Below are 26,184 nucleotides of genomic sequence, written 5' to 3' on the forward strand. Positions count from 1 at the left end.
GCTGCAGCTTTTCCCCTTTGCTGAATAGCGATAAGAGCGTACAAGGGTGCGACGCAAAAGAAGTTGAATAGCACTAATGCAGTTTGTCCCATCATATCCATCAAGGCTATCTCTGTATCAAGGTCTTAAAAGGTTACACCTGGTCTATTCTTTTTCTCTGCCCTGTTCCTGTAGCATTCTGGAGCATCGGGGAGTGTTGATACTGCTGTACAACCGGCAGGAAACACGTATGAATTGGTGTACCTGCAATGTATTATTGGATATGCGCTTCCTCCAATGATGTTTGCATGTAAATGGGCCTACCCTGAGGGTAGGAAAGCACCAATTAAAATCTAAATCAAAAGAGCCTGTTTTATTACTGTAAAAGCTTTGGATGAAGAAAGTTTCAATTTGACACTGGAATCATTTGCCTTTTGTATCTCGTAAAAACCACAATTTCCAGTTGTTTCATCAGCATTACCCATTTTTGCAGATCAACAGATGCTTATAGAGATGGGCAAAGAAAAAACCGAGGAATCATTGGAGCCGCTTATAAATTATTTCAACCGGTTGATTCCACTGAATACAGAAGAAAAGGTATTAGTCCGGGAAAGATTTCATGCCCGTCTTTTCAGGTGGCGACAGTTTGTACTTCAGGAAGGTGATACCTGCACACAATTCTACTTTGTTGTTCGGGGCTGCCTCCGCATGTACAAGATTGATGAAAAAGGCAGCACGCATATTCTCCAGTTTGCAGCTGAAAACTACTGGATCAATGACCTAGGCAGCTTTCACGGCATGAAGCCTTCAACCCTTAATATTGATGCATTAGAAGACACCGTAGTGTTCCAGATCAGTCATGCTGACCTTATTTCGCTGTACATCCAGGCACCAAAGTTTGACCGTATTTTTCGTGTCCTGCTGTAAAACGGCTTTATCCGTTTGCAGCAGCGCCTCCTGCAAAACATCAGTTCCATCGCTGAAGAACGGTACCATACATTTTTGGAAATCTACCCACACCTGGTAAACAGACTTTCCCAGGTACAAATTGCTTCCTACCTGGGCATTACACCAGAGTTTTTAAGCCGGCTGCGCAACCGCCGCAGCAAGGCGCAAAGACTAAAATCTTAAACTACAACAAGATTATTTCTTAAACCAGTTCATTGGATGTCGGGGCCTGATTGCGTGAGCTTTGCACCCTGAATCAATCATTAACCATCCAAAAGAAATAGTCATGAGTACGAAATCGAAAGTAGCCGTCATCGGCCTGGGCAATATCGGAAGCGCCGTTGCCGCTAACCTCGTTAAAGGAAATCGCCCAATAATTGTTGCCGACCGCACATTAGCCAAAACAGAAGCACTGGCACAGAAGCTGGGTGCTTTGGCACAGCCAGCCGATATTGCTGCCGCTATTAAAGATGCCGACATCATTGTATTGGCCATCTACTTCAACCCCATCCAAGAGTTTTTAAAGCAGTACGCATCGGAGCTGGCGGGCAAGGTCATTGTCAATCCCTCTAACCCGATTGCACCCGCTGAAAATGGTGGCTTTAAAAAGATCGTTGGTGAAGACGAATCATCAGGTCAGTTCCTTCCCACACAGCTACCGCAAGGTGTAAAGCTTGCCAAGGCATTGGGTACCTGGGAGCCGCATCTTTAGCTGGCACAGCCCACCAAACACCTGAAAAAGCAGTACTCTTCTATGCCACCGACGATACAACCATCAAAGGTGAAATCGAAAAACTGATCCGTGATAATGGTTTTGAACCTGTCCGTGTAGGTGGCTTGGACAAATCCATCCGTATCGAAGTCTTTGGTGATCTCCATGAATTTGGTGCACTGGGTAAACCGGTAACGCTGGCTGAAGCAAGCGAAAAAGTATAACACAGGACCGCTGACCGGAAAAACAGATGTACACAGGATTGTAACCTATACATCCTCCCACAACAATTTCAACTCAATTTTCATGAAAAAATTAGTAGCATCACTTCTCATCCTCCTGTCCGTGTCCCTGCTGGGCAACGTTGCCCAGGCGCAAGCCAGCCAGAAAGCAGCAATTGAAAAACTAATCTTTGCCTACCGCGACGCATTGAACGCAGCCGACGCAAATAAGGTTGTTCCCCTTTACACTTCTGATGGCGTGTTGCTTGCTAACGCTGCTCCTACCGCTGCAGGATCGGACCAGGTGAAGGGTACCTACCAGTATGTGTTTGAAAACTTTAAATACACCTTGGAATTTTCCATTGCAGAGATCGTTGTGAGCGGTAACTATGCGTTTGCCCGATCCACCTCGAAAGGCTCTTTTGTCATCAAGTCAAGCAATCAAACCGTTCCCGATGAGAACAGGGAATTGTTTGTCTTTGAAAAGGTAAAAGGGGAATGGAAAATTGCCCGTTACATGTACAACAAAGCCAAGTAGGCAGGGTTGTCAAAACAGCAGCAGACTTGGAATATTAGGGTGCGGCAGATTGATACCCTGTTGCACCTTCAATATTATTTCTAAAACACATAGCATTATGAAACCAGTTTTCTTTTCCCTGTTTATTCTCCTTCTTATAACATGCAGCAGCCAGGCACAGCCCCCCCAGAAGCTGAGGCATTTTTTGCAGGCCGGGCCCTCTCCGGCTGGGTCTATTCCATATGGCGCCAACCCCAAAGTAGGGCGATATGCCAGTGCAGGTGATGCCAGGATCTATTATGAAGTGTATGGAAAAGGAAAGCCGGTGGTGATTCTGCATGGCGGAATCTTTGGTTCGCCTTATGAAATGCACCAGTTTATTGATAGCCTGAAAAAAGGTTACCAGGTTATTGCGGTGTCCACCTGTGGCCATGGCAAATCAGAGTTGGGAACTGAACCTATCACCTATGAGCAAAAGGCTAGCGATGTACTGGCAGTGATCAATGCCGTCACTAAGGACAGCGCAATTATCCTGGGGTTCAGCGACGGAGCTTATACCGGCTACAAGCTAGCCAGTCAATATCCCGGTCAAGTGCAAAAGCTGATTGCCATTGGTGCTGCCGAGATCAGACCAGGTGTACGTGATTTTACTTTTGACGCCAGGAAGGGAATTGCTTTAGATACCCTTTATTGGAAACAGCAGTTTAAACTGATGCCCCAACCAGAGCGCTTACAAGAGATGTTCACAATGTTGGGCTCTATGTATAGCCGCCTGACATTGGATAGCAACTTCTTTGTGACAATCAAATGTCCTGTACTGGTGATGGCAGGAGACAGAGATGCATCCAATCCTATCCAGCGGGTAGTAAACACGGCCCAGATGATACCCAACAGTCAGGTAGGCATTATACCCAACACCACTCACGGCGTGTTCCTGGAGAACTTCCAGGCAGTTTGGGCCTGTGTTGTTCCATTCCTAAAGCAATAAATTATTAAATAAAGGATCAGTGAAAAATCAAGACCTTATGGCAAGCAATGAAAGTCTCACAAGGAAAATATTGAACCATCATCTCACTGCATTTGGTGGAAACGATTTAGATGCCATCATGCATGATTATACCGAGGAGTCGGAGGTGCTCACACCAGAAGGATCAATAAAAGGTCTGGCGGCCATTCGCAAGTTCTTTGCAACGTATTTTGTCACCATACCAACAGGATCAGCCTTTGAAATGAGGCAGTTAATGGTTACTGGCAGTACTGCATACATTGTGTGGGCCAGTGATTCACAAGTCGCGAGCATTCCGCTGGGAACAGATACCTTTTTTTTACAGGATGGTAAGATCAGGCTGCATACGGTGGCGGCACACATACTGCCAAAGTGATCAACTTACGATTGGTGGCGGTGTGAAGCGTCCCTGTTTTTAAAACTGAAAAAGCCAGCAGATGAAAAGCATACTACTTGGGTTTGTGAGTTACCTGATAATTGGTTCAGCAAATCTTTATGCACAACAGATCAGATTGGGCGAGGACCAACTGCAGGCTGTAGGCGTATCTATGAAACTGGATAGAGTGAAGGGAAGAAAGGCAGTACGGGTAGTGAAAGACACTTTAATCAAAGAGGTTGATGAACCTACGTTTGTAAAAATCAGGGATATAGATTTTTCTAGTGGAACCATAGAGGTAAAGGTGTTAAGCCGCCTCTTGAAGCATGCGCCTGACCATGCAAGGGGCTTTATCGGAGTAGCTTTTCATATTAATGACAGCAATTCCCGCTTTGAAAGCATTTACCTGCGCCCCACCAATGGCCGGGCAGATGACCAGGTTCGGCGCAATCACGCTATCCAGTACTTCGCTTACCCGGACTTTAAATTTCAACGGCTCCGAAAAGAGGCGCCGGAGCAGTATGAGTCGTATGCTGATATGGAATTGGATGAATGGATTACCATGCGGATTGTGGTAAAGGGTGGGCAAGCCAAAATCTTTTTAAAAAAGAACCGCCAACCCTCCCTGGTAGTGAATGATCTAAAACTTGGAAGCAATGCTGACGGGGCTATTGGGCTGTGGGTTGATGTTGGTACCGAAGGATATTTTTCTAATTTGAAGGTCCGCAACAAATAAGTCCAATTCATGGACTCAATTTGGTGCTCCATCTCACGCCGGATTTTTATATGAAATCCTTCTTGTCTTCAATCTTTCCTTCTATCTCTGGTAAACAGGGGCGTCAAATGTGCAAGACCACCGTCGAGACCTTTATTTGCTCTTTATTCACGGAGACCCCGAAGCGTAGTAAACGCTTATTTGCGATGGAGTAACTGGAGCGGAACGGACGGCGATTGTAGGAGCGGAAAGTAAAGCGGAACGTAAGGAGCGAAAGAGCAATTTAGTATTTGTGCGTTGGCCAAAAGAAGCGCAACCTCTGTGCGCATGGGCAACGTTGTGCGGTGTGTCGCCAGAACAAATTAAAATCTCTTGTTGACCTTTTGGCTCCAGGGAATAGTTGGCGGTGGCTTCTTTGCTTTCTGTCTGCTTATTTTAGCGTAGGCGTTATTTAGAGCAGGCTGAATTTGGAAACCCTGAAGGTAGATATAGTGCGACTTGACTCTTATCCCTTTTCACTTTTAAAATAAAATCTACTCGCAACTGCTTTGTTCCTGCTTAACAACTCTCTGTCTTTACTTCACAAACATAGGAGAGTGCGACGCAACAAAAGCCTTATAGATAGCCTACAGCTGACACCATCATCCATTCAAATCCTCCGTTTCTCCCACCTATATGCGTTTAAGGAAATCATATAAATAGCTGAACAATATCATACAATCATCCCCGTGTACATTTGGCGTTTGTGTTCCAACATTGAGGTTCACAGGACTTAACCCTTATATATGCCATATGATTTTCATAACCTGCAAAGTGAGGAAACCTAGCGCTATTTTGCTTCGGCCTTTATAGCACAGTCGCCGGCTGTAACTTAGATTCATGATAGCGAGGGCAAGGCAGGTATCTGTTAACGAAGCTCATCAAAAAAGATGGGCACTTCGCAGGAGAGTCTGGGCAAATCGGTGTTTGAAGTATTTCCAGCGGATATAGCTGCCGAATACCGGCGAAATGACAAACAGGTACTGGCAACCAGACAGACTATCAACACCGTCGAAAAAACAGTAGACCTGCATGGCAATGCGGCCACTTACAAAGTCACCAAATTCCCTTTGCATATAGCGGATGAATAAATGGTAGGCGGGTTTGCGCTGGACATCAGCGACCGGGAAGGGCAACATCACGACTTGCTACAGCACGAGCGGTCAAAAGCCAAGATCACGGTAACTTCTATCATCGAAGCCCAGGAGGCAGAAAGAAACCACTTATCGCAGATACTTCGTGATGGCATCAACCAAACCCTGACCTCTTGAAAACTTATGGTGGAAGTAGGCGGCCCTTCTATCAACCCCTATGTGCACCGGTTGTATACCTATATTCAGGAAGCAATCAAAGACCTGGGGAGCATCAGCGCCAACCTGAGTGGATCAGTGATCAGGGAAGTAGGCCTATTGCCTGCCATCAGGAACCTGTTAGCGCTTAACAATCCTGCCGTAACCTTTGTATCGGAACTGGAAGAAATGGCATATGCCGTACTTCAGGGCAAGTTGCAATTGGGTTTTACCGGATGATGCAAAGCATGTCCCAACTCATAACACTTTGTCCCTCCCAGCCTGACGGAAGCATCCGCATTCTGACGCAAAACAAGAATCTGTTTGTACTCCTTGAAATCTGGCAAAAAGAGGATTGGATAAAAATATCAAAGGCCCATCAACAGAATGCTTGCAAAGGTTGGAAAGCCCCTGATAAAAAGAAACCAACACACATATTCACATCTGCTTATATATTTGATGCCCATATCCTAGCTATTATTGCCGCTTCACCGATTATCTATATTGGAACCGATTATGATGATTTCTCTATATTTCATCTGACTGTCCAGAAAATCAGTGCTACACAACCTGTAAATTGGTTTACCTATCATCATACGTTTTTACAGAACCCCATTGCCGGAATTTGTCTTGTTTTGGATATTCCCGTCACCAACTTTATACACGCTCAACTGATTAGAGCGGTGAGTAACTATACACATCAGGAAAGGCTTGCCTTGTATGTTTTACCTCCCTGAACCCTGAGATGTAAAGCCGATGTTCAAGGGAGTGGAAGTAAGAGGGTTTGTGCCTAAGCTGGTACAGTTCGACTATTTGGTAGCGCACCTGAAATTAAAAATGGAAGTTGCTTAAAAAGGGATTGCTGTGGGACGATTAGCTTCAAGCGCATATAAAATCCGCCGCTAAATAATAACGTACTAAACCTGTTTATACCAAAGCCATAAAAAAATTGCGCCTTGCAGCGCCATTGCCCTTTGTCCTGATACAACACATGAAAAAGAATAAGGGCAAAGGATAAATAGCGGATTTACTGTTGTTGCCTGCGGTGTTGTTGCTGATAAGCCAGATACAAATCATCCAACAATGCTGTCTCTGGTGATACACCAATACAATGCCGGCCTCTGAACTCAAAGCATAATTCATGAGGTGGGGAGTTATCGCCCTTGTATTTTAAAAGTCGGGCAACAAAGCTGCCATCCGGGAGCTCCATAACGTCATACCGCACCAATAAACCCCGGAACAACACCGACACTTAAACCCACATATACACCGCTTTGCTATTGTTGCACAAACAAGGTGCCGCTTGTACATCCCATACGGTAACCCAAACGCCAGAAGAAAGGGCGGCCTTTTATAAAGCCTGATGGTCGGGCAGGTAGCAGTTGAAGGTAGCCCCGCCTTCGGGGTTGCCGCTTACCCGTATCAGGCCGCCATGGTAGGCAAGAATACGCTGGCAGATGCTCAGGCCCAGCCCCGCGCCGCCCTGTTTTTCTTTTGAGTGCAGCCGGGTGAAAGGTTGGAATATTTTTTCGCGGTAAGCCGCTGCAATGCCGACACCATTATCCGAAACCGACAATACCCAATAATCCTGCTGGTTTTCTGCTGCCCTGAAAGCAGTAATATGAACGCGGATGGGTGTATCAACATGCGAAAAGGTAAGCGCATTACTCAGCAGGTTGGCTACCAATTGGTGCAGCAGGTGAGCAACGCCCCACACCGGTGGAAGCGCACCCACTATTACCGTGGCGCCTACCTCCTGAATTTTTACTTCAAAGGAGGCAACAACCTGTTGCACCACCTGCTCCAAGCTGACCATAGCCGCTACGGGCGCCTGCGCCTCCACACCCGCATACATCATTACCCCTTCAATCATCTGCACCAATTGGTGGGCGGCATGGTCGATGCGCTGCAAATGGTAAATAGCCGTTGGCGGCACCACGCCATCCAGGTCTTGGAGCAGGCGGGAGGTATAGGTGCGAATTTTCCGTACTGGCTCCCGCAGGTCGTGGGAGGCTGCATGGATGAACTGTTGGAGGTTTTCGTTGGCGCTGGACAAACTGTTGTTGGACTGTGCCAGCAGGGTGCGGTGCTGGTGAAGGCTGGTATTTAAATGAGCAGCATGCTCTTTGAGCAGGCTCAGGCTGGCAACAACGCTTTTGATGTCATCCTGCTGAGTGGTGATGTCCACATTGGCCGAAACGCTCCAGATATGAAGCCCCTGCTCATTTTTGATGGGAACACCCAGGTTGACATACCATTGGGTGATGCCCGTACGGTGTACGAATCTTTTGATCACCTTCCGCACCACTGTTCCCTGTTTGATGGCCTGTGCCACCGGCGCATCTGCGGGTTGCAACATATTTCCATCTTCATCTTCATACACCGCCAGCTTTACAATTTGCCGCAATAAAGCATCGAGGTTGCTGCCAAAAACTACAGGGGTGCCCAATATATCGCTGAACTCCCGCATACCGGCGGCATTTGCATACCGGAGACTGCCATCGCGGTCAAATAAGAAAATGGGAATGGGGAGCGCTTCAATAATGGCCGTGGCTACCTGAGGTATCAGAAGCATTTTATCACCGGAGTGGATATATAGCTCATTATTGTCCAAAATAGGGAGTTGGGTGTGATAACACAGCAGAATGCGATGCGTCTTTACCAGAAGATGCACTAAGTTAAGCGGAAATATAGCTTTTGGAAAAAATAAGGGTGTATTTCAAATCTTCGCCGGTTTGTGCGGACGCAAACCGAGGCAGCCGCTGAAGGCTGTGTCCACACAGCCCTATGGTCCAGCGAAAACTTGAAATGCACCCAAAAATAGTAAGGCTTATTTGAAGTAGCCTGTGCTTCCAACTTATGGCATGGAGAAGTTTGCCGCAGTATTCCGCTTGCCTGATCTCTTCCATACAACAAGCTGCCAAACCCACCCCTTTTCAGCAAAAACACCTCTTGTTACCCCAGGCAACAAAACACCTTTACTTTTTTACCACGGGAATGGACAGCCGGATAGTATCGTCAGGGAAACTGACTTTACCACCGAGATAGGCGGCCCAGTTAGCTAGATCGTTGAACGATTCCTGCGCCAATACATCCAATAAAGCTTCATTGGGACCAATATGGATGTTGACGATCAGATGCCTGCGGAAACAATACAATTCAAATTGTAACGCCTCCGCAACTGGTATTGTTTGCAGTAGCCGTCCTGCCGCCTGAATACACCGGTAGCTTCCCAGGCTAAATGTACGGGGCCAGCGCTGTACCTGCCGTTCGGTAAGCCGGTTGCTGACCGCTACAACTGGCGGGAAGTTGCAACACAAACTGTTGATGGCTGGTATCAGGCCAAGTTCCCGCACGATATTACCATTGAGCATTTCACTTTTTTCCTTGATGGTGGCAATCGAGGATTGCAGTAAATTCTGTGCTTTCAGTTGCAAGGAATTGGCGCCGCCGCCTTCCATTTCCAGCATCAGCTTACAGGCAGCAAGGGTTTGATTGACGGAATCGCGCAGCCAGTGGGAGAGATAATTGCGTTCGCGCTCCTGTGCATCGGCAACCGACCGCAACAAGGTGCGCTGTTGTGCCGCCGCCATCCGCAATCCCTTGCTTTGATTGGCCAGCTCCCGGGTGATATTGGTGGCCCAACAGCCTACCATCATGGTACCTGCCACCTTAATAGGAAAGTGAACCACCCGGAAGGTATCTATGCGGCCATTGGTAAGCAGGGCTTTTTGTAAGGTAACTGCGGGTGTGCCGGTACGCAACACTTCTTGAAGGGTTGAACGGCAGGTCTCGGCTGTTTCGGGTGTAAACAGTGCTTCGTAGGGCTGGCCTATCAAGTATTGGGTAGTACCCAGCTTTTGCTGCTGCGCCCTGTTGAAGTACTGGAAACAACCCTGTGGATCGCTGATCCAGGCCATGGACGGCGATTGTTCCATAAAAGCTTCAAACCCTTCGCTGCTTTGGCTTAGTGCTTCGGCAATCTGTTGTGCAAGTAGCTGCTTTTGCAACTGCTGCCGCGTATTGGTGTAATCGGCTACTAGAATAAGTATGCCCGGAGTTTGGGCTTCAGGTATATTGATGGGCAAAAATTTCAGTTGCAAATTCGTATCCTGCTGCCCTGCTGCCGATACTTCATATACCACCGGCAGGCCCTGCACACATTGGCAGCACCGCTGGTACAAAGCGCCAAACTCGGTGGCTGGTACCAACCCGCGCAGCGCAGATCCCGCTTTGGCTTGTGTATCGAAGAACAAAGCAGCGGCACCATTACCCGGGTAGTGGGCCAGCAGCCTGAATTGATGATCCAGCAATATTGCGGAGGACTCAAAATGATGTAGCACCTCGTTGATTACCGGTACGGCCTTCAACCGGTAGGTGTAAAAAGTACCAAGCCTGAGGCCCTGCGCATCCTGCCAGGGCAGTACCTCAGGCTCGGCATCTACCCAAAGGCTGGCCAGCAGCATGCGCTCCACCTGCCTGTAAGGGCGTGGCCTGCATTCATTGGGCAGCGGCAATATCCGCTTTGCCGCTTCGTTGAAAAAAACGGCACGCCCTCCTTTGTCCACTCCAATAATGGGATAGGGATGAGCGTGCAGCAAACCAGCGATCATGGGGTGTACCCCTGTATCCAGGTTCGGTTTGTTGATAAGTTTGAGATCCACGGTCATAAACGCTGAAGGTTACTGATACGGGAGGCACCGGCAGGCGGGCAAGGCCTATCCCGCAACTAAAGATTGCTGCTGGCTACCCTCCTGCTAACAGGGGTGCTGTATAAGCCACCACGGGAAAGCCCACGGTAAAAGTGGTACCGGCGCCCGGCTCACTTTGCACTTCAATAAAACCATCGAGCTGTTGTACAAAGTCGTGTACCAACATCAGCCCGATGCCACAACCTTTTTCACTGTTGGTACCATCCTTTGAAGCTACATGGCTGCGGAATAAACTTTTCTGGCCAGCCTGATCCATACCTACACCGGTGTCGGCAACGGTGAGCACACAATAGGCATTCTGCTGCGTCCATTCAATGGTGATGCTGCCCTTGCTGGTAAACTTGATGGCGTTGCTCATCAGGTTGCGTACCACAAACGCCAGTACGCCTTCTGTAACGGCAACAGGATGGCTGTCCTGTATGGCCATATGCAAATCAATTAGCTTGCTGGTAGCTGTATGGGCCAGCAGGCTCAACTCCTTGCGGATGATTTGTGTCGGCCAGGCACATATGGGTTTCTGCCAGGCTATATCCATATTTAACCTGCCCCAGGTTACCAAACTATCGTAAGTCTGCAGGCTGAAATTCAGCTGATCCTGCATCAAACTCATCAACCGGGGTACTTCTTCGGGGGGGCACAAGCCGTCCTGTACCAGGTCAAGCAGGTGTTTCATGGAGCTCAAAGGCCCCCTGCAATCATGGCCCATCACCAGGAGAATTTTGCGTTGGTTTTCCAATAATATTTTGTTAGCCGCTTTGCGTTGTTCTTCTTCCTGCCGGAGCAGGCGCAGCGCTTCTTTTCTTTTCTCAGCTTGCTCCATCCGCACAACAAGGCGGCCTAGCCGTTGTAGTTGTTTATACTGCTGCGGGCTCAGGTTAAAAGGCTTGTTGTGGAGCAAACAAATACCGCCTATCTCTTTGCGCTGGCAAATGATAGGTACGCCCGTGCAAAACCACACCACATCATTACTGGATGTCAGCTTTGCTCCACTTTTGGAAATGGTGGGATCATTATTCCCGGAGTTGCTGAAGTCTCTTTGTTGCATCAGGTGGTAACAGGATGGAACTACATCATAAACTAAACCAGGCTCCCGGCTCACTACCTGCCGCCTGCTGGAAAATAAACTGATCATGGACAGGCTCACTCCACTGGTGGTACGGGCTAAAAATGCCAGATCGGATAGCCCCGGATTATTTGCCAATTGAAAACCTGTATCCGTAACTGTTTTATTAGTTGGTGAGCTGTAATGGAGCATGCCCTGTAAATTTTGCGATTGAAAAAAATGCCTTCCTAATCATCTTCAGGAAAACGATACATGGAACAGAAAAAAGACGCTGTTTAAACATAACTATGTTCCTGGCGCTTCAATCACATTAGATGATGTTTGCTTGCCGCAAGCTGCGCTACTATGCAATGGCAATCAAAGAACATCGATAAAAAATAGGGCAGGATTTACGTTTTTAATGTCATAAGAAGAAAGAAAGCCCGAGGTAGAAACCACTGGCCGTTATTAAGTCTTTTACCACATCTAAACTGCTGGCAACAAAGAAAGGAAAAGCGTAAGCCAGGATATGTAACCAGAGCAATATTTTTCTTGTCGTGTTTTGTCCAATCAAGCCGGACAAAAAACAAAACTGCCAACAGGCACTATGCCAATAACCAGCTGTATGCGTTAAACTTTAATTGTTACAACCCAATGGAAAATTTATATCCGGCAACAATGGTTATATTGGATATATCGCTTTCATTTTTTATTTAACCTGTACGCATATGCCGGCCCGTAAATCCACTATCCCTATTCTTTTGCTAAGCAGTATCGGTTTTATAGTTGTTGCCATGGTATGGTTTGTCATCATTGCGGTGCAACTAAAACGTAGCAGAGAAGAGGTTGCCCACTCGCAAAGGATTTTAAAACACGTTACCGCACTACAGGTATTATCGAAGCAACAAATGCTGATGCAAAAGGACACACATCTTGTGGCAGCCACAAGCTTGTTGATGAAAGAGCAGGCAACGGAGCTGAAGCGTCTTACCGAGTTATCACCTGCACGGCAACAGGCAATAAGCAGGTTGTTGGTGGCGCTACAGGCAACAGCGCCACCGCAAACCCTGGCACCCATCATACAAAAAATCAGCCAACAGGAAGAACAGTTATATACAAGCAACAACCGGCAACTGGTAAGCGACCGGAAGATGCTGAACCTGCTTCAGGTGATTACCCTGGCCGGGCTGGTCATTATTGGCAGTTACCTCTTTTTTTTAGCCCGTGGCCGGCAAAGAATCAAGGACCAATTCAAATTGTTTACCGAGCACCTGCACGATGTGATGCTATACTTGGATAAAGAGGGCAGGGTGGTGTACGCCAACAGGGCGGCGGCGGCATACACCCAAACCGCACCAGACCAGTTGAAAGGACAGCTACTGTATTCAATTGGCGGCTTTGCACCTATTGCGGGTATAAAAACATTGTGGGATGCTACCCGGCAACTACCGGCCAGTCATCAGGAGCAGTATATGGAATACGAAGACCTGGCTACCAACCAGTTTTATGGCCTGAGCATTTACCCGGCGGCAATCGGTTATCTGGTGGTTTGCAGAAACAGAACAGAGCTGGCAGTGGCTGCGGGAAAAAACGTATTGGCGGAGCAGCAGTTGGTACAAAAAGAAGAACACTACAGGCACCTGATCAATGCGATTTCAGACTGTGTTTTTACCGTTGATGCCAACGCACGGATCACCGCTGTAAACGAGGCGGTATGCAATACCACCGCAAAGCCGGCGGCGCATTTTATAGGCGCCCCGCTCAGCCGCATCATTGCTATCAAACCCGCAGAAGTACAACAAGAAGCGCTGTCGTTTTATACACGCTGCCTGGAGCTGCAGATTTCGGACACGCTGGAATACGTAGATAAAAAAAGTAACCGGGCCCGGATCATTTTTGCCTATCCTGCTTTTGGCGGCCTGCTGGTAATCAGCAGGAATACTATCGACAAATGGCAGGCTGCCAACACGGCCAGAACACTGACAGAGGCCCTGCACACCAAAGAACAGCAATATGCATCCTTGCTCAAATCCATCACCGATGGATTGTATGTGTTGGACAGCAACTGGGTTTTTACCCATGCAAACGAAAAGCTGTGCGCCTATTTCAACTTGCCAATGAACGCGGTGGCAGGGCAGTCGTTCAAAACCCTTTTTCCCGAGCTGCGCCACCCCAATTTCAGGAATTTTGTTGCCGCCATCAACGATGCCATTACCGAAGGCAAAGAGGGACTTGTGGAACTGCTGGATTTGCGGGGCGATTATTACCAGATCAGAATGTACCCGCATCTGGATGGTGTGTTGGTCATCTACCGCAATATTACTGATGTACGGACGGCGGCGGCCGAAAAAGAGCGCCTGACCAAACAGCTTGCCGACAGCCAAAGACAGTACGCACAGCTTGCCGAATCGATATCGGATGGCGTTTATGCCATCGACGCCAACTGGACCATCAGCTTCGCCAATATGGCCACTACCATCGCTGATACACCGGCCAGCCTTACCGGAAAAAACTTCTTTGACATCGCCCGGCTTTCGTTGGAAAAAGATTACACGGCCTTATTTCAACTGATTGTGCACTGCCACCAACAACAACAGGAAGGTTATATAGAGGTGGCCGATAAGGAGGACCGCTGGATCCGTTCGGTAGTGGTATATCCCTGGAAAGGAGGAGTCAATATACTCACCCACGATATCACGGCTACCCGGAGGGCAGAAGCAACCGCCAAAAACCTGGCGATAAAAGCCGCCGAGGAAAAAGCCCGGTATGAAGTATTTTTACAATCGGTGACAGACGGTATCTACGCCCTCGGCCGCAACTGGCGCTTCCTGTATTGTAATGATACATTTGCCCGTTATTTTGGCCACACCCCAGCCTCACTGCTGGATATGGATTTCCGCGAGTTGTGGCCCAGCCTCAACAACAGCCGTTTCCGGCCTGTGTACAACCTGCTGGAAGCCGCCATCAGCCAAAAAACCAACGGGTACCTGGAAGTGCTTGGCGAAGACCAGAAAACATGGTATGGCATCAGGGCCTTTGCTTCTGAAACAGGTGTATCGGTAATTTACCAGGATATCACCAGCCGTAAAACTGCCGAACTACAGGTAGTACAGTTGGGAGATGAACTCAACCTGCAAAAAGAACGGTTCCTGATTTTGGAACAATGGATGACCGATGCGGTATTGTACCTGGACCAGTTGTTTTGCATACGTTATGCCAATACGGTAGTTTGCCGGTACTTCAATCTGGATTTCGCCCAATTGTCTGGCCGCAACTATTTGCAACTCTTGGGAACAAAGCAAATAGATGATCCGGAGTACATACAGTCGATACAATCCGCCGTACTACAGGCACAACCGGCTGAACTAATCGTACACAATGTTGAAGGTAAGTATATGAACTGCCGGATCATACCGGTTACAGGCGGCACCATCTTACTGCTGCACGACATCACGGAGCAGTACCACACACAAATTTCGCTGGAAAATGCCCGCACCCAACTGGAGCAGCAGTTGTGGCAAAATAAAATTTTTGTCGACTCCGTACAGGATGGCATTTACGCACTTGATTTTGACTGGAAGTTTCTGTTTGCCAACCATACCTGTGTACTGGATTTTGGAAGACCCAAAGAACAATTGCTGGGTGCCGATTACCGTACCATTTACCCCGGCTTACTGCACCCGCAGCGGCCCGGGCTGTACCAAAAGCTCCGCGAGGCACTAGAAGAAGGCAAGGAGGGAATGTTGCATTGGGAGTACCAGGAAGGCTGCTATTCTTTTGTCCGCATCTATCCTTCCCCAACCGGTGTATCGGTGTACTACCGCGAGATTACCGAAGAGTATCAAAAGAGTGTAAAAATTGGGGAGCTGTCCCAAACCTTTGCGTTGCAAAACGAACGGTACAGCACCCTGGTACAGGCAGTAACCGATGGATTTTACGCATTGGACAAGCAGTGGCGATTTACCTATGCCAACCAATTTGTATGCGCCTTTTTCAACAAACCCGAAGCCAGTATTCTGGACCAGCCGCTGGGCGAGCTGTGGCCGGTATTATACACACCGGATTTTGCCCCTTTTTACCAGCTATTGCACAACGCAATTGAACTGGGCGAACCGGGATATATTGAGATAGCAGGTGATACGGAGCAACCGGCCACTTTTGGTGTTTGGACCTATCCCTCCGCAACCGGAACTTCGGTTTTATTGAAAGATATTACACCCCAGAAAGAAGCGGCACATCGGATGCTGGCCCTTACCGAAAAGGTTTCAAATCAGAACCAGCGGTACAATGATCTGATCAACGCCTATCCAGATAGTTTCGCCGGTATTGATTTCGATTGGAACTTCACCGTTGTAAATGAAGAAGGCGCCCATATGTTGGGGCAAAACAAAGTGGCCATACCAGGCCGCCGGGTGCTGGATTTATTTCCCTTTATCAACACGCCGGCAGGTGCGCCCCTGTTCAACCTGTATGCCGCGGGGCTGGAGCAAAGAAAACAAGGATACCTGCGTATACCCATACCCGGCGATGGCAGGGTGTATGATGTGTGGGTGTACCCGGCCAACTCTGGCATATCCGTTATTTGCCGCGACCAAACCGCCTATGCACTGGCTGATGCTGCCCGCAAAAAGCTGCTCCTCAAAGTACATAAGCTGAGCAAACACCTGCAACAGGCACGCGAAGAAGAGCGCAGCCACCTTGCCCGGGAAATTCATGACGAACTGGGACAACAACTAACGGGCATCAAGCTGGGTTTGGCCATTCAGGTAAAACGCTGCCAGCGGCAACTGCCTACAGCAACTTTCGATGCGGGCAGCATATACCAAATGCTGGATGACACCATCGATACGGTGCGCAAAATATCGGCCAACCTGCGGCCACCCGTACTCGATGAGATGGGACTGATGGCCACGCTTCAGTGGTATGCACAACGGTACCAACAACAATACGGCATAACCATCCATTTTAAAATCAAATCCTTTTATTCGCCCGGCAAGGACAAGGAAATTCACGTCTTCCGCATCTTTCAGGAATCGCTGACCAATATCATGCGGCATGCCCAGGCCACCGCCATCACCGTTCATATAGCCTGTACGCCTGCATTGTTCCGCATCAGCATACGCGATAATGGTAAAGGCATCATGGAAGAAGACCAGTTCAAAAGCCTGGGCATTACCGGTATGCGGGAAAAGGCACACCTCATAGGGGGCAAATTCACCATTCTTCCCCATCCGCAAAAAGGAACGGTAGTACAATTAAAAGCGCGGATAAAGCCCATGATCATCCAGGATGATGACAGCCTGCAACAGCATTGAAGCATGCACCTACCAGTAAACAGGCGGGCTGTAAGTAGCAACGTTTAAAGCAGATGCTCTTCCAGGCAAAAACGAACCAGGTCTGGCACGGTAAACAACTGGAGTTTTTCCATCACCCGGCTCCGGTAAGTGGCAAAAGAAGAAGCACTGATATGGAGCAGTGCGGCGCCCTCGCGTACTTTCTTTCCCTTTGCCACCAGCAGCAGCACTTCCATTTCCCGATCTGTCAGCAAATCTTTACTGACTTTTCCTTCGGGGTTGAAAATTGCGGAAACCATGATTTCCGCTACCTGCTCCGTTATATAATTTTTCCCGGTGATGATGCGCTCCAAAGCATCCACAAGGTCCACGGCCGCCACCGTTTTGGTCAGGTATCCCGATGCGCCTGCCCGCATCGCCCGCAGGGCATAAGCGTCTTCGCTGTGGAGGGTCAGCACCAGCACCGGAAGCTTGGGTTTAACCTGTCTTATTTGTATCAGCGCATCAATGCCTGTTTTCCCCGGCATGGTAATATCCGTTACCACGGCATCCCAATCTTCTGCAAGTACCCGCCGTACAAGGTCGTCGGCATTATCCACTTCCACAACATTACAAAAGGGATAAGATTCCTGTATCAATTGGCGCATACCTACACGTACAATAGTATGATCGTCGGCGATGATAATTTTTTTCATAGAAGTTGGGTTTGTAGGTAAACATGGCGCTGATGGTTTACTGCATGAATTTTCCTGCTTCTGTTAATATAGCAATTCCTATTATAACACAAGAGGTTTGATGCGGCTAAATTGTTGGCTTGACTTGAATCTTAAGGCTCTTTTTTTTATTTTTTTGGTGTGTTATTTACAAGTAGTTGGATGGACCTAAAACTTTAAATATTGCGCTGCTTGTGAGTATACAAAAACTAACCGTTACATGTGCCAGACAATACCTTTAAATGGCAATTTTTTATTACAGTACGTGCAAAACCCAAGAGGGTATCAAATTCAAAAAGCAATTTGCTGATATTGGTAAGCTAATAACCAATCCACATCAAAATATGTTGCACCACCTGATACACCTGCAACTGAATGAGATTTTTTGATAATGGCTGGGTATAAGTACAGGCAAACGGCCTGAATAGTTAATTATGAACAATCAAGTTTGACCTCCTCCCGTATTCTGGACAGGGCTAAAGTGGAGGATTTGGACTTCTGTGAGGGATTAAAATCTGGTGATGAAGGCGTATATTTTCTGATGCAGCTGAGTCATGGTTTGCAGCTGCAAAATACATGTCTTCATCACCAGAAGCCGCCAGCAGGCCATCTTTTCGTTCTTCTGTTTTGCTGCTTTGCTGAAATTGTTCTACTACCTTTGCTGGTGTTTGGTCGTTTAATGAGCTGTGTGGCCGAAAGTTGTTGTATTCATCTATCCACAATTTGATCTTTTCATAGGCATCTTCCTTGGATAGGAACCAGTGCATGTTTAAGCATTCATCGCGAAAAGAGCTATTGAACGACTCTATGAACGGGTTGTCCGTTGGTTTGCCAGGACGGGAATAATCCAAAGTGATGCCATTTTAGTAAGCCCACATGTCAAACTCTTTGGATATGAACTCACTTCCGTTATCCACCTGAATTCTTTTCGGCACCATTCTATTCTCCTTCTTCAGTGCCTCCATGACTTCCACCACATCTATTCCCTTGATGGATTTGCCCACTCGGATCGCGTGGCAGTAGCGACTAAAATTATCCACTACAGTTAAACACCAGAATTTCCGTCCATCAAAGAGCTAATCCTGTACGAAATCCATGCTCCGCACTCGTTTAACTTAGGGTTCAATGGCCGCTCCAGTCAGTGTGCAGCTGCTTTATTTCTCCTTGGCCGTTTGCTTCGTAGGTTCAGCCCTTCTTCCTTGTAGATACGGTGTACCCGCTTATGATTATCTTTGAAACCAACTCTCTACGAAGCAAAAAAAAGTTCTGCCACATACCATACCTAACTCTTGCTGCAGCAATCTCCTTTATACGCTGCCGGAGCGGCCGGTCTTCACGCCGATGATGCTTATAGTACCAGGCTGAGCGATGCAGGCAAACAGCTTTGCAAGCCTTGATCACTGAAACTCTATAGGTGATGATTAACCCGGATGCCAACTCGCGTAGTTGGCGGACTTTCAGGGACTTTTTTTAGCACATCCTACAGCATCTGTTTATCTAAAGTCAGATCTGCTACAATTTGTTTGAGCTTAAAGCTCTCTTTTTCCAACTGACGTAGACGTCGGAGTTCAGAAACACCTAGACCACCAAACTTCTTCTTCCAGTTGTAAAACGTCGCCTCCGAAATACCCATCTTGCGACAGCCCTCATCTACCCTGGTGTCCGTCTCAGCCTGCTCCAGGGCAAACGCAATTTGTGCTTCTGTGAACGTGGACTTTTTCATTGAAAACCTCCCTCGTTTTAAGGTATGGAATAATCGCCGGTTCTCTAATTTACCAATGCCCGTTTTTGCGGGGGGAAGTCACACTATAAGCAACCCCAAACGCTGATCAATCTAACTTTTCTACTCTTCCAATTGTAGCGGTTGCTCCAAATAGTAATAGATTTTTAGAGCTACGCAAAATAGAATTTTAACTAGGAATAAATTCATCATTTTAATTCATCATACTCCGGTATTCATTAGGCGATTGCCCTACCTTTTGCCGAAACAACCTGGTAAAATGCTGCGGGTATCTAAAGCCCAGTTCGTAGGCCACCTGGCTTACCGATTTAGACCCATCAAAGATTCGTTCCTTGGCTACATCAATCACCTTCGCCTGTATGTAGTCCTGGGCGGTTTTGCCGGTTTCCTTTTTGATCATCTCTCCGAAATAGTTGGCCGAGAGGTTCAACTGGCCTGCGCACCAGGCAACAGTGGGCAGCCCTTCCGTTTGCGGCTGGTCGGTAGTGAAGTAGCTGTTGAGCAATGTTTCAAATTGCTCCAGCAGGCTTTTGTGCACTGTTTCCCGGGTAAGGAATTGGCGGTCGTAGAAGCGGATGCAGTAGTTGAGAAACAGTTCGATGTTGGTAACAATCAGGCGTTTGCTATGTTTGTCGATAGCATGATCCAGTTCGTACTGGATTTTTGAAAAACAGTCAAGCACAATCTTGCGTTCCCTTTCTGAGAGGTGCAGCGATTCGTTAGATTGGTAGCCAAAGAAGGGATAGTCCTGGATATGTTTGCCCAATGCGGTACCGTGAATCAGGTCGGGGTGAAACACCAGTGCATAACCTTTAGGTTGGTAATACTCGCCATTGCTGTTCATACCCGCCACCTGACCCGGACCTAAAAATACCAGGGTGCCTTCCTGGTAGTCGTAGGTGCCGCGGCCATATACAAGGTCGCCGCATTTTACGTCTTTCAAAAAGATGGTGTAAAATCCAAAATACATCCGCGAGCCCTGCCGGGGCGCAGCTTTTGACAGGTCCACCACACTCACCTGGGGGTGCAGGGTTTCGTTGTTGTTGAACTCGTTGTATTGGCTGATGGTTTCAAAACGACGGAGTGTATCCATGGCGCACTGGCTTTATTCCGCTAAAATTACCCCATTAGAGGAGCGATGAGGCAGGAGGCAGGCGAAATCCGTAATAATGGTAGGAGAAACCGTAATCTGTATACAACCGGAGGGTGGAAAAGGGGTCATCTTAGTAGCGCCTTGTAATTCGTAAACCGCAAAGGCTTCACTCCTCTTAACGTTCAAATGAAAAGACTAACCCTTGGGATTGTATCCCTGATTGCCTGCTCCCTTATTGTACATCAAAAGCCCGCATTTGCCGCCGGCCATCTGCCAGAAAGCGGAGGCCCTGTTGCAGCAAATAACACCTACCGGAACAATGCTGGTACCCGGCTACCCGAAATGCTACCCGAAAAGGATACCACCGGCAACGGGCCCCTGGTGCGTACCGCTTCAGGCGAAGTTCGTGGCACTACCCAGGGCGGTGTTTCCAGCTTCAAGGGTATTCCTTATGCCGCTGCCCCGGTGGGCGACCTGCGTTGGAGGCCGCCGCAGCCGGTAAAACCCTGGCAGGAAGCACGCGATGCCACCAAGGATTGCGCTGACTGCCCCCAAAGGAGCTTTCCCGGTTCAAAGGCCACTATTTCAGAAGACTGTCTTTTTTTAAATGTGTACACGCCTGCCGCCGCTAAGAGGGGCGCTAAGCTGCCCGTAATGGTTTGGATTCATGGCGGCAGTTTTGTAGGTGGCAGCGGCTCGGGCCCCGGTGCGGCAGGCGATGCCTTTGCCAAACAGGGCGTTATCCTTACCACCATCAATTACCGCCTGGGCCGGCTGGGACATTTTGCACATCCGGCACTCAGCCAGCAAAACCCCGAGGAGCCCAAAGGCAGCTATGCGTTCATGGACCAGATTGCCGCACTGAAGTGGGTAAAGGAAAATATCGCCGCTTTTGGTGGCGACCCCAACAACGTTACCATTTTCGGTTTCTCCGCAGGCGGCGTGTCGGTTCATTCCCTGATGACCATACCGGCGGCAAAGGGTTTGTTTCATAAAGTAATCAGCCATTCGGGTGGCGGCCGCGATGGGGTGCTTACCGGCAGGCCCATACGGCAGGATGGCGCAGACCCGCTCTATGCCGTATCGGCAGAAACCATTGGGTTGAACTTTGCCCGCAAACACAAGATTGAAGGCACCGATGCTGCCGCAGTAGCCCAACTGCGTGCTTTGCCCATGGAGGCTATTGTGGATGGTGGACAGGAAGCCGACAGTGCGGGACGGCGCACCTATGCCGGACCCATCCTCGATGGAAAACTGATGGTGGAAACCGCCGAAAGCGCCTACAAGGCAGGCCGCCAGGCCCGTGTGCCGCTGATGATTGGTAATTGCAGTGCGGAAATAGGCGGACCCTTTGTTACCAACGCCAACTCCAAGGAAGCCCTGTTCACGCTCTTTGGTGACCTGAAAGGCGAGGCCAGTGCAGCTTTCGACCCCCAGGGCGATAAAGAGTTTGCCGAGGTGCTCACCAGGTTTAATACCGATTGGGTGTGGGGCGAGCCCGCCCGGATGACGGCCAGAGTTTTCGCAGCTAAAAAGGTGCGCGTTTATATGTTCCAGTTCGGGTACGTTCCCCCGGCCATGCGGGCAAGGGCACGGTATGGCGCCGGCCACGGCTCTGATGTTTCCTTTGCATTCAATACGCTCAACGCACGGTGGGGAGCGCCTGCTGAGGCCACACCTGAAGAGCAGAAACTGGCAAGGGTGATGAATACCTATTGGACCAATTTTGCGAAAACAGGCAACCCCAATGGTTCCGGCTTGCCCTTATGGCCACAGTATGATCCACAGCAGGAACAAATACTCGATATTGAACTGGATGGCAAACCCGTAGCCAAACCCGACCCACGCAAAGCCCGGTTCAACGTGATTGAAAAGGCCTTTAACAAGCGCGAACGGATACAGTCGCGGGGTATATAAAAAGAAGAGAACAGTAGGGGTAAAAAAACCTCTTCGTAAAAACTATCTTCCCGTTTAGCCGAATACCAATATTCCCTTTTCCACAAACAAATGCTTCCACATGACACAACAAAAGTCTTCCATGAACAGGCGGTCATTTCTTAAATCTTCCACCCTTGCCGGGGGCGGGCTGATGCTCAGTTTTACCTGGCTGTCGGCATTCAAATCTGCCGGTACAACGGGTATTGCCGACCTGCCAGGCGATTGGGTAGAAATCAATGGCTATATCAAGATTACACCTGACAATACCATCAAGATACTGAACCCCAATCCCGAGTTTGGGCAAAACGTAATGACCTCGCTGCCCATGATCGTGGCCGAGGAACTTGACGCCGACTGGAAGAAAGTGGTAGTGGAAATGGGCCCGCACGACAGTGTAAAACTTGGTCCGCAGTTTACCGGCGGTAGCAATTCGGTACGCATGTACTGGCGGCCGCTGCGGCAGGCTGGTGCCGCCGCCCGCCACATGCTGGTGGAAGCCGCCGCTCAAACCTGGAGCGTGCCCGTGGAAGAAATAACCACAAAGGGCGGTATGCTGTACCATGAAAAAAGCGGCAAGTCGGGCACTTACGGCAGCATGGCCACCAAGGCGGCCACACTTGCCGTGCCCAAAGACGTTAAACTCAAAGACAGCAAGCAGTTCAAGGTAATCCGCAGTGCGCAGAAGAACGTGGAAGGCGCCAAGATCGTATCGGGCAAACCCCTGTTTGGATTGGACTACCAGCAAAAAGGTATGCTCATCGCCATGATTCATCATCCGCCGGGTTTTGGCATGAAGCTAAAATCCTATGATGCAACCGCCGCTTTGAAGATGCCGGGGATCAGGGATGTGTTTACCCAGAAACTATACGAAGATGGTTTTGAGCAAGGTGGCTTTGATACCCGCTCTTTCAACGACCTGCTGGTGGTGGTGGGCAATACTACCTGGGAGGTGATGCAGGCCCGCAAGCAATTGAAAGTGGAGTGGGAACCCGCAGGCGAAACAAAGGATACCATGGGCGGCCGGGGACAGAAAAGGGAAGTGGTGGTTCCGGGAACACTGGAAAGCACTGCGGACCAGTTGAAGAAAATGCAGGAATATGCGGCAAAACCTGCCCAGCAACTCCGCAAGGATGGTGACCCTGAAACGGCCTTCAAAAATGCAGCGCAAATCATTGAGCGCACCTATACCGCACCTTTCCTGGCGCACAACTGTATGGAGCCGATGAACTTCTTTGCCCACGTTACCGACGAAAAGGCGTTGGTGGCAGGCCCGCTCCAGGCACCGGGATGGTCGGAGCCCACGCTGGCAAAACTGCTCAACCTGCCTGCCGATAAGATTGAGATACAAATGACACGGATGGGTGGCGGCTTTGGCCGCAGGGCTTACGGGCAGTATATGTTTGAAGCGGCCTTGATTTCTAAAAAGGTAAAAGCACCGGTAAAACTGGTGTACACCCGCGAGGACGATATGACCTATGGCATTTACCGTCCCATGTACACGGCTACCTACCGGGCGGCGCTCGATGCCAACAAAAAGCTGATCGGGTTTCACGTAAAAGGCGGCGGCATTCCCGAGCACGCCATTCATGCCAACAGGTTCCCGGCAGGCGCGGTAGACAACTACCTGGCCGAAGGCTGGCAGATCCCCTCCAATATTACCATCGGAGCCTTCCGGGCGCCGCGGTCCAACTTCAACGCGGCGGCAGAACAATCCTTTCTGGACGAATTGGCCGAAGCCATGGGCAAGGACCCGATTGACTTCCGCCTGAAACTGCTGCAGCGGGCCAAGGAAGCACCGGTGGGCAGGAACAACGAATACGATGCAGCCCGCTATGCCGAGGTGCTGCGCCTGGTAAAAGAGAAATCGGGATGGGGCAAACCGGAAAATGCCCAATACAGCAGGGGCGTAGCCGCTTATTTCTGCCATGCCTCCTATGCCGCCCATGTGGTGGACATCGTGATGAAGGAAGGCAAGCCTTACGTGGAAAAAGTAACCAGCGCCGTTGATTGCGGCATCGTGGTGAACCCCGATGCTGCGGCCAATATGGTGCAGGGCGCCGTGGTGGATGGCATCGGCAATGCGTTCTATGGCGGGTTGACGCACAAGGATGGCGTGCCGGTCCAAAACAATTTCCATACTTACCGGATGATACGGATGCCGGAAGCACCCAAAAAGGTAGAAGTGCATTTTGTACAAAACGATATCGACCCGACGGGTTTGGGCGAACCACCCTTCCCGCCGGTATTTGGCGCCGTTGCCAATGCCCTGTACAAGGCTGCAAGCAAGCGTTTGTACCAACAACCCTATGCACCGCAACTGGAAACACCCAAAGCGTTTTAACCCATTCCATTCCTCCCCAACAACAACACGGATATGATCACCTTAAATATCAACAACAAACCCTACAACGTAAACGTGTCGCCCGATACGCCCTTGCTGTGGGTGCTGCGCGATACCCTCGGCCTTGTGGGCACCAAGTATGGTTGTGGCATGGCCCAATGCGGCGCCTGCACCGTTCACCTCGATGGCACCGCCACGCGGTCCTGCCTGCTGCCCGTATCGGCGGTGGGTAAAATGAAGATCACCACCATTGAAGGCCTTTCCCAAAAGCAGGACCATCCGGTGCAGCAAGCATGGCTGGAGCTGGATGTGGCCCAGTGCGGTTATTGCCAGAGCGGTCAGATCATGTCGGCAGTGGCCCTGCTCAAGCAAAACAAAGCACCAAGCGATGCCGACATTGACGCGGCAATGGCAGGAAATATCTGCCGCTGCGGCACCTACCTGCGTATCCGCGAAGCCATTCACCGGGCAGCCGAACTGCAGCGCAAGAAGGGGTAGCGCAAAGCCTACATCATTGGATATAAATTTTGGAAAGGCCTGTAGCAAGATGAGCTACAGGCTTTTCCGTAATAATGGTAGGAGAAACCGTAATCTGTATACCACCGGAGCAAGTACAAGCAGGGAACTTTGTGTTGTAAACAGAATGAATGATGCAGAAGGTTATACTGAATAACGGAGTGGAAATGCCCATCCTTGGTTTTGGCGTGTTCCAAATTCCAGATGCCGAAGAGTGTGAACGAAGCGTTGCGGATGCCATCAGCACCGGTTACCGCCTTATTGATACTGCTGCTTCTTATGGGAACGAAGCTGCGGTTGGCAGGGCCATCCGGAACAGCGGTATACCAAGGGAAGCATTTTTTGTTACCACCAAGTTGTGGGTCCAGTCCGATGGGTACAATGGTGCCAAAAAGGCTTTTGAAACTTCCATGCAAAACCTGCAGCTTGAATACCTTGACCTCTACCTCATGCACCAGCCTTATGGCGATGTACATGGCGCATGGCGTGCCATGGAAGAACTGTACCGGGAAGGCAGGATTCGGGCCATTGGCGTCAGCAATTTTCATCCCGACCGGCTGATGGACCTGATGGTTCACAACACGATTGTTCCCGCTATCAACCAGGTGGAAACCCACCCATTTCAACAGCAAATGGAGGCGCATCAATTCTTGCAGGAAAACGGCGTGCAAATCCAGTCATGGGGCCCTTTTGCAGAAGGTAAAAACAACATCTTCAACAACGAGTTGCTCCTTTCCATCGGTGCCAAATACAACAAAACCGTTGCGCAGGTAGTGCTTCGCTGGCTCACACAGCGGGATGTAGTTGCCATACCGAAATCGGTAAAGAAAGACCGCATGGCAGAGAACTTCAACATCTTCGACTTTAGCCTTAGTGCTGAAGATATGGAAGCCATCAAAACCCTCGATACAAAAAGCAGCCTGTTTTTTGACCACCGAGACCCTGCCATGGTGAAGTGGCTGGGTACGTACAAACCTGGGGTTTGACATAAA

Annotated in this window: 22 protein-coding genes and 1 pseudogene; 16 read left to right on the forward strand and 7 right to left on the reverse strand. The window is 49.2% G+C overall.

Translation table 11 applies throughout. The features are described 5' to 3' along the window. Window positions 1-492: 492 nt before the first annotated feature. From BUE76_RS00570 to BUE76_RS00575, 3 genes are all read left to right on the forward strand, one after another. Window positions 493-906 (forward strand): Crp/Fnr family transcriptional regulator, encoded by a 414-nt coding sequence (locus BUE76_RS00570; protein ID WP_216820595.1) that lies wholly within the window; start codon window positions 493-495, stop codon window positions 904-906. Between the two features lie 15 nt (window positions 907-921). Further along, window positions 922-1,110: a cyclic nucleotide-binding domain-containing protein gene (locus BUE76_RS24680; protein WP_216820596.1), complete on the forward strand. Its 189-nt coding sequence runs from the start codon at window positions 922-924 to the stop codon at window positions 1,108-1,110. Window positions 1,111-1,213: 103 nt separating this feature from the next. Then, window positions 1,214-1,639, forward strand: coding sequence for an NAD(P)-binding domain-containing protein (locus BUE76_RS00575; RefSeq protein WP_216820597.1), 426 nt, complete (start codon window positions 1,214-1,216; stop codon window positions 1,637-1,639). On the opposite strand, the gene BUE76_RS24685 is transcribed toward BUE76_RS00575, so the two are convergent. Then, a complete protein-coding gene (locus tag BUE76_RS24685) occupies window positions 1,636-1,806 on the reverse strand; it encodes a hypothetical protein (protein ID WP_216820598.1) in 171 nt (56 codons plus the stop codon). The genes BUE76_RS00575 and BUE76_RS24685 overlap by 4 nt on opposite strands. Window positions 1,807-1,945: 139 nt before the next feature. Between BUE76_RS24685 and BUE76_RS00580 the strand changes: the two genes are divergently transcribed. From BUE76_RS00580 to BUE76_RS00615, 8 genes are all read left to right on the forward strand, one after another. Then, complete coding sequence (locus BUE76_RS00580; RefSeq protein ID WP_073039141.1) at window positions 1,946-2,398, forward strand: YybH family protein; 453 nt, start codon at window positions 1,946-1,948, stop codon at window positions 2,396-2,398. A gap of 97 nt (window positions 2,399-2,495) precedes the next feature. Further along, window positions 2,496-3,365: an alpha/beta fold hydrolase gene (locus tag BUE76_RS00585; RefSeq protein ID WP_073039144.1), complete on the forward strand. Its 870-nt coding sequence runs from the start codon at window positions 2,496-2,498 to the stop codon at window positions 3,363-3,365. Window positions 3,366-3,384: 19 nt separating this feature from the next. After that, complete coding sequence (locus BUE76_RS00590; protein ID WP_143313417.1) at window positions 3,385-3,759, forward strand: nuclear transport factor 2 family protein; 375 nt, start codon at window positions 3,385-3,387, stop codon at window positions 3,757-3,759. A 61-nt stretch (window positions 3,760-3,820) separates the two neighbouring features. After that, a complete protein-coding gene (locus BUE76_RS00595; RefSeq protein ID WP_143157154.1) occupies window positions 3,821-4,495 on the forward strand; it encodes a hypothetical protein in 675 nt (224 codons plus the stop codon). Window positions 4,496-5,403: 908 nt separating this feature from the next. Further along, on the forward strand, window positions 5,404-5,604 hold the full coding sequence (locus tag BUE76_RS25385; RefSeq protein WP_073039148.1) for a PAS domain-containing protein: 201 nt from the start codon (window positions 5,404-5,406) through the stop codon (window positions 5,602-5,604). Then, entirely contained in the window at window positions 5,605-5,784 is a 180-nt protein-coding gene (locus tag BUE76_RS00605) for a hypothetical protein (RefSeq protein WP_073039150.1), read from the forward strand. It begins immediately after the preceding gene. A 6-nt stretch (window positions 5,785-5,790) separates the two neighbouring features. Continuing rightward, window positions 5,791-6,042, forward strand: a complete 252-nt coding sequence (locus BUE76_RS00610; protein ID WP_073039152.1) for a hypothetical protein — start codon at window positions 5,791-5,793, stop codon at window positions 6,040-6,042. Between the two features lie 8 nt (window positions 6,043-6,050). Next, on the forward strand, window positions 6,051-6,539 hold the full coding sequence (locus BUE76_RS00615) for a hypothetical protein (protein ID WP_143157155.1): 489 nt from the start codon (window positions 6,051-6,053) through the stop codon (window positions 6,537-6,539). 614 nt (window positions 6,540-7,153) lie between these two features. Here the strand turns inward: BUE76_RS00615 and BUE76_RS00625 are convergent. The 3 genes from BUE76_RS00625 to BUE76_RS00635 form a co-directional block, all read right to left on the reverse strand. After that, the gene (locus tag BUE76_RS00625) at window positions 7,154-8,377 is read right to left on the reverse strand and encodes a sensor histidine kinase (RefSeq protein ID WP_143157156.1); all 1,224 of its coding nucleotides are present in this window, start codon (window positions 8,375-8,377) and stop codon (window positions 7,154-7,156) included. Between the two features lie 403 nt (window positions 8,378-8,780). Continuing rightward, window positions 8,781-10,472 (reverse strand): PAS domain-containing protein, encoded by a 1,692-nt coding sequence (locus tag BUE76_RS00630; RefSeq protein WP_073039161.1) that lies wholly within the window; start codon window positions 10,470-10,472, stop codon window positions 8,781-8,783. Between the two features lie 76 nt (window positions 10,473-10,548). Beyond that, complete coding sequence (locus tag BUE76_RS00635) at window positions 10,549-11,769, reverse strand: sensor histidine kinase (RefSeq protein ID WP_073039163.1); 1,221 nt, start codon at window positions 11,767-11,769, stop codon at window positions 10,549-10,551. 701 nt (window positions 11,770-12,470) lie between these two features. On the opposite strand from BUE76_RS00635, the gene BUE76_RS00640 reads away from it, so the two are divergent. Next, a complete protein-coding gene (locus BUE76_RS00640) occupies window positions 12,471-16,871 on the forward strand; it encodes a sensor histidine kinase (RefSeq protein WP_158069907.1) in 4,401 nt (1,466 codons plus the stop codon). 44 nt (window positions 16,872-16,915) lie between these two features. On the opposite strand, the gene BUE76_RS00645 is transcribed toward BUE76_RS00640, so the two are convergent. From BUE76_RS00645 to BUE76_RS00665, 3 genes and pseudogenes are all read right to left on the reverse strand, one after another. Then, window positions 16,916-17,545 carry a response regulator transcription factor gene (locus BUE76_RS00645; protein ID WP_073039167.1) on the reverse strand — a complete coding sequence of 210 codons (630 nt, stop codon included), beginning with the start codon at window positions 17,543-17,545 and terminating at the stop codon, window positions 16,916-16,918. Between the two features lie 653 nt (window positions 17,546-18,198). Then, window positions 18,199-19,286 (reverse strand): annotated as a pseudogene (locus BUE76_RS23880) (IS3 family transposase); the annotation flags it as partial. A gap of 211 nt (window positions 19,287-19,497) precedes the next feature. Then, window positions 19,498-20,397 (reverse strand): helix-turn-helix domain-containing protein, encoded by a 900-nt coding sequence (locus tag BUE76_RS00665; RefSeq protein WP_073039173.1) that lies wholly within the window; start codon window positions 20,395-20,397, stop codon window positions 19,498-19,500. A 186-nt stretch (window positions 20,398-20,583) separates the two neighbouring features. Between BUE76_RS00665 and BUE76_RS00670 the strand changes: the two genes are divergently transcribed. The 4 genes from BUE76_RS00670 to BUE76_RS00685 all read left to right on the forward strand — a co-directional run bounded on the left by BUE76_RS00670 (window position 20,584) and on the right by BUE76_RS00685 (window position 26,178). After that, window positions 20,584-22,314: a carboxylesterase/lipase family protein gene (locus BUE76_RS00670; protein WP_216820599.1), complete on the forward strand. Its 1,731-nt coding sequence runs from the start codon at window positions 20,584-20,586 to the stop codon at window positions 22,312-22,314. A 100-nt stretch (window positions 22,315-22,414) separates the two neighbouring features. Continuing rightward, window positions 22,415-24,676, forward strand: coding sequence for a xanthine dehydrogenase family protein molybdopterin-binding subunit (locus BUE76_RS00675; RefSeq protein ID WP_073039175.1), 2,262 nt, complete (start codon window positions 22,415-22,417; stop codon window positions 24,674-24,676). Window positions 24,677-24,709: 33 nt separating this feature from the next. After that, window positions 24,710-25,174, forward strand: coding sequence for a (2Fe-2S)-binding protein (locus tag BUE76_RS00680; RefSeq protein ID WP_073039177.1), 465 nt, complete (start codon window positions 24,710-24,712; stop codon window positions 25,172-25,174). Between the two features lie 149 nt (window positions 25,175-25,323). Further along, window positions 25,324-26,178, forward strand: coding sequence for an aldo/keto reductase (locus tag BUE76_RS00685; RefSeq protein WP_245798247.1), 855 nt, complete (start codon window positions 25,324-25,326; stop codon window positions 26,176-26,178). The last annotated feature ends 6 nt before the right edge of the window (window positions 26,179-26,184 follow it).

It is taken from the genome of Cnuella takakiae (assembly GCF_001953305.1).
Lineage (GTDB): Bacteria > Bacteroidota > Bacteroidia > Chitinophagales > Chitinophagaceae > Flavisolibacter > Flavisolibacter takakiae.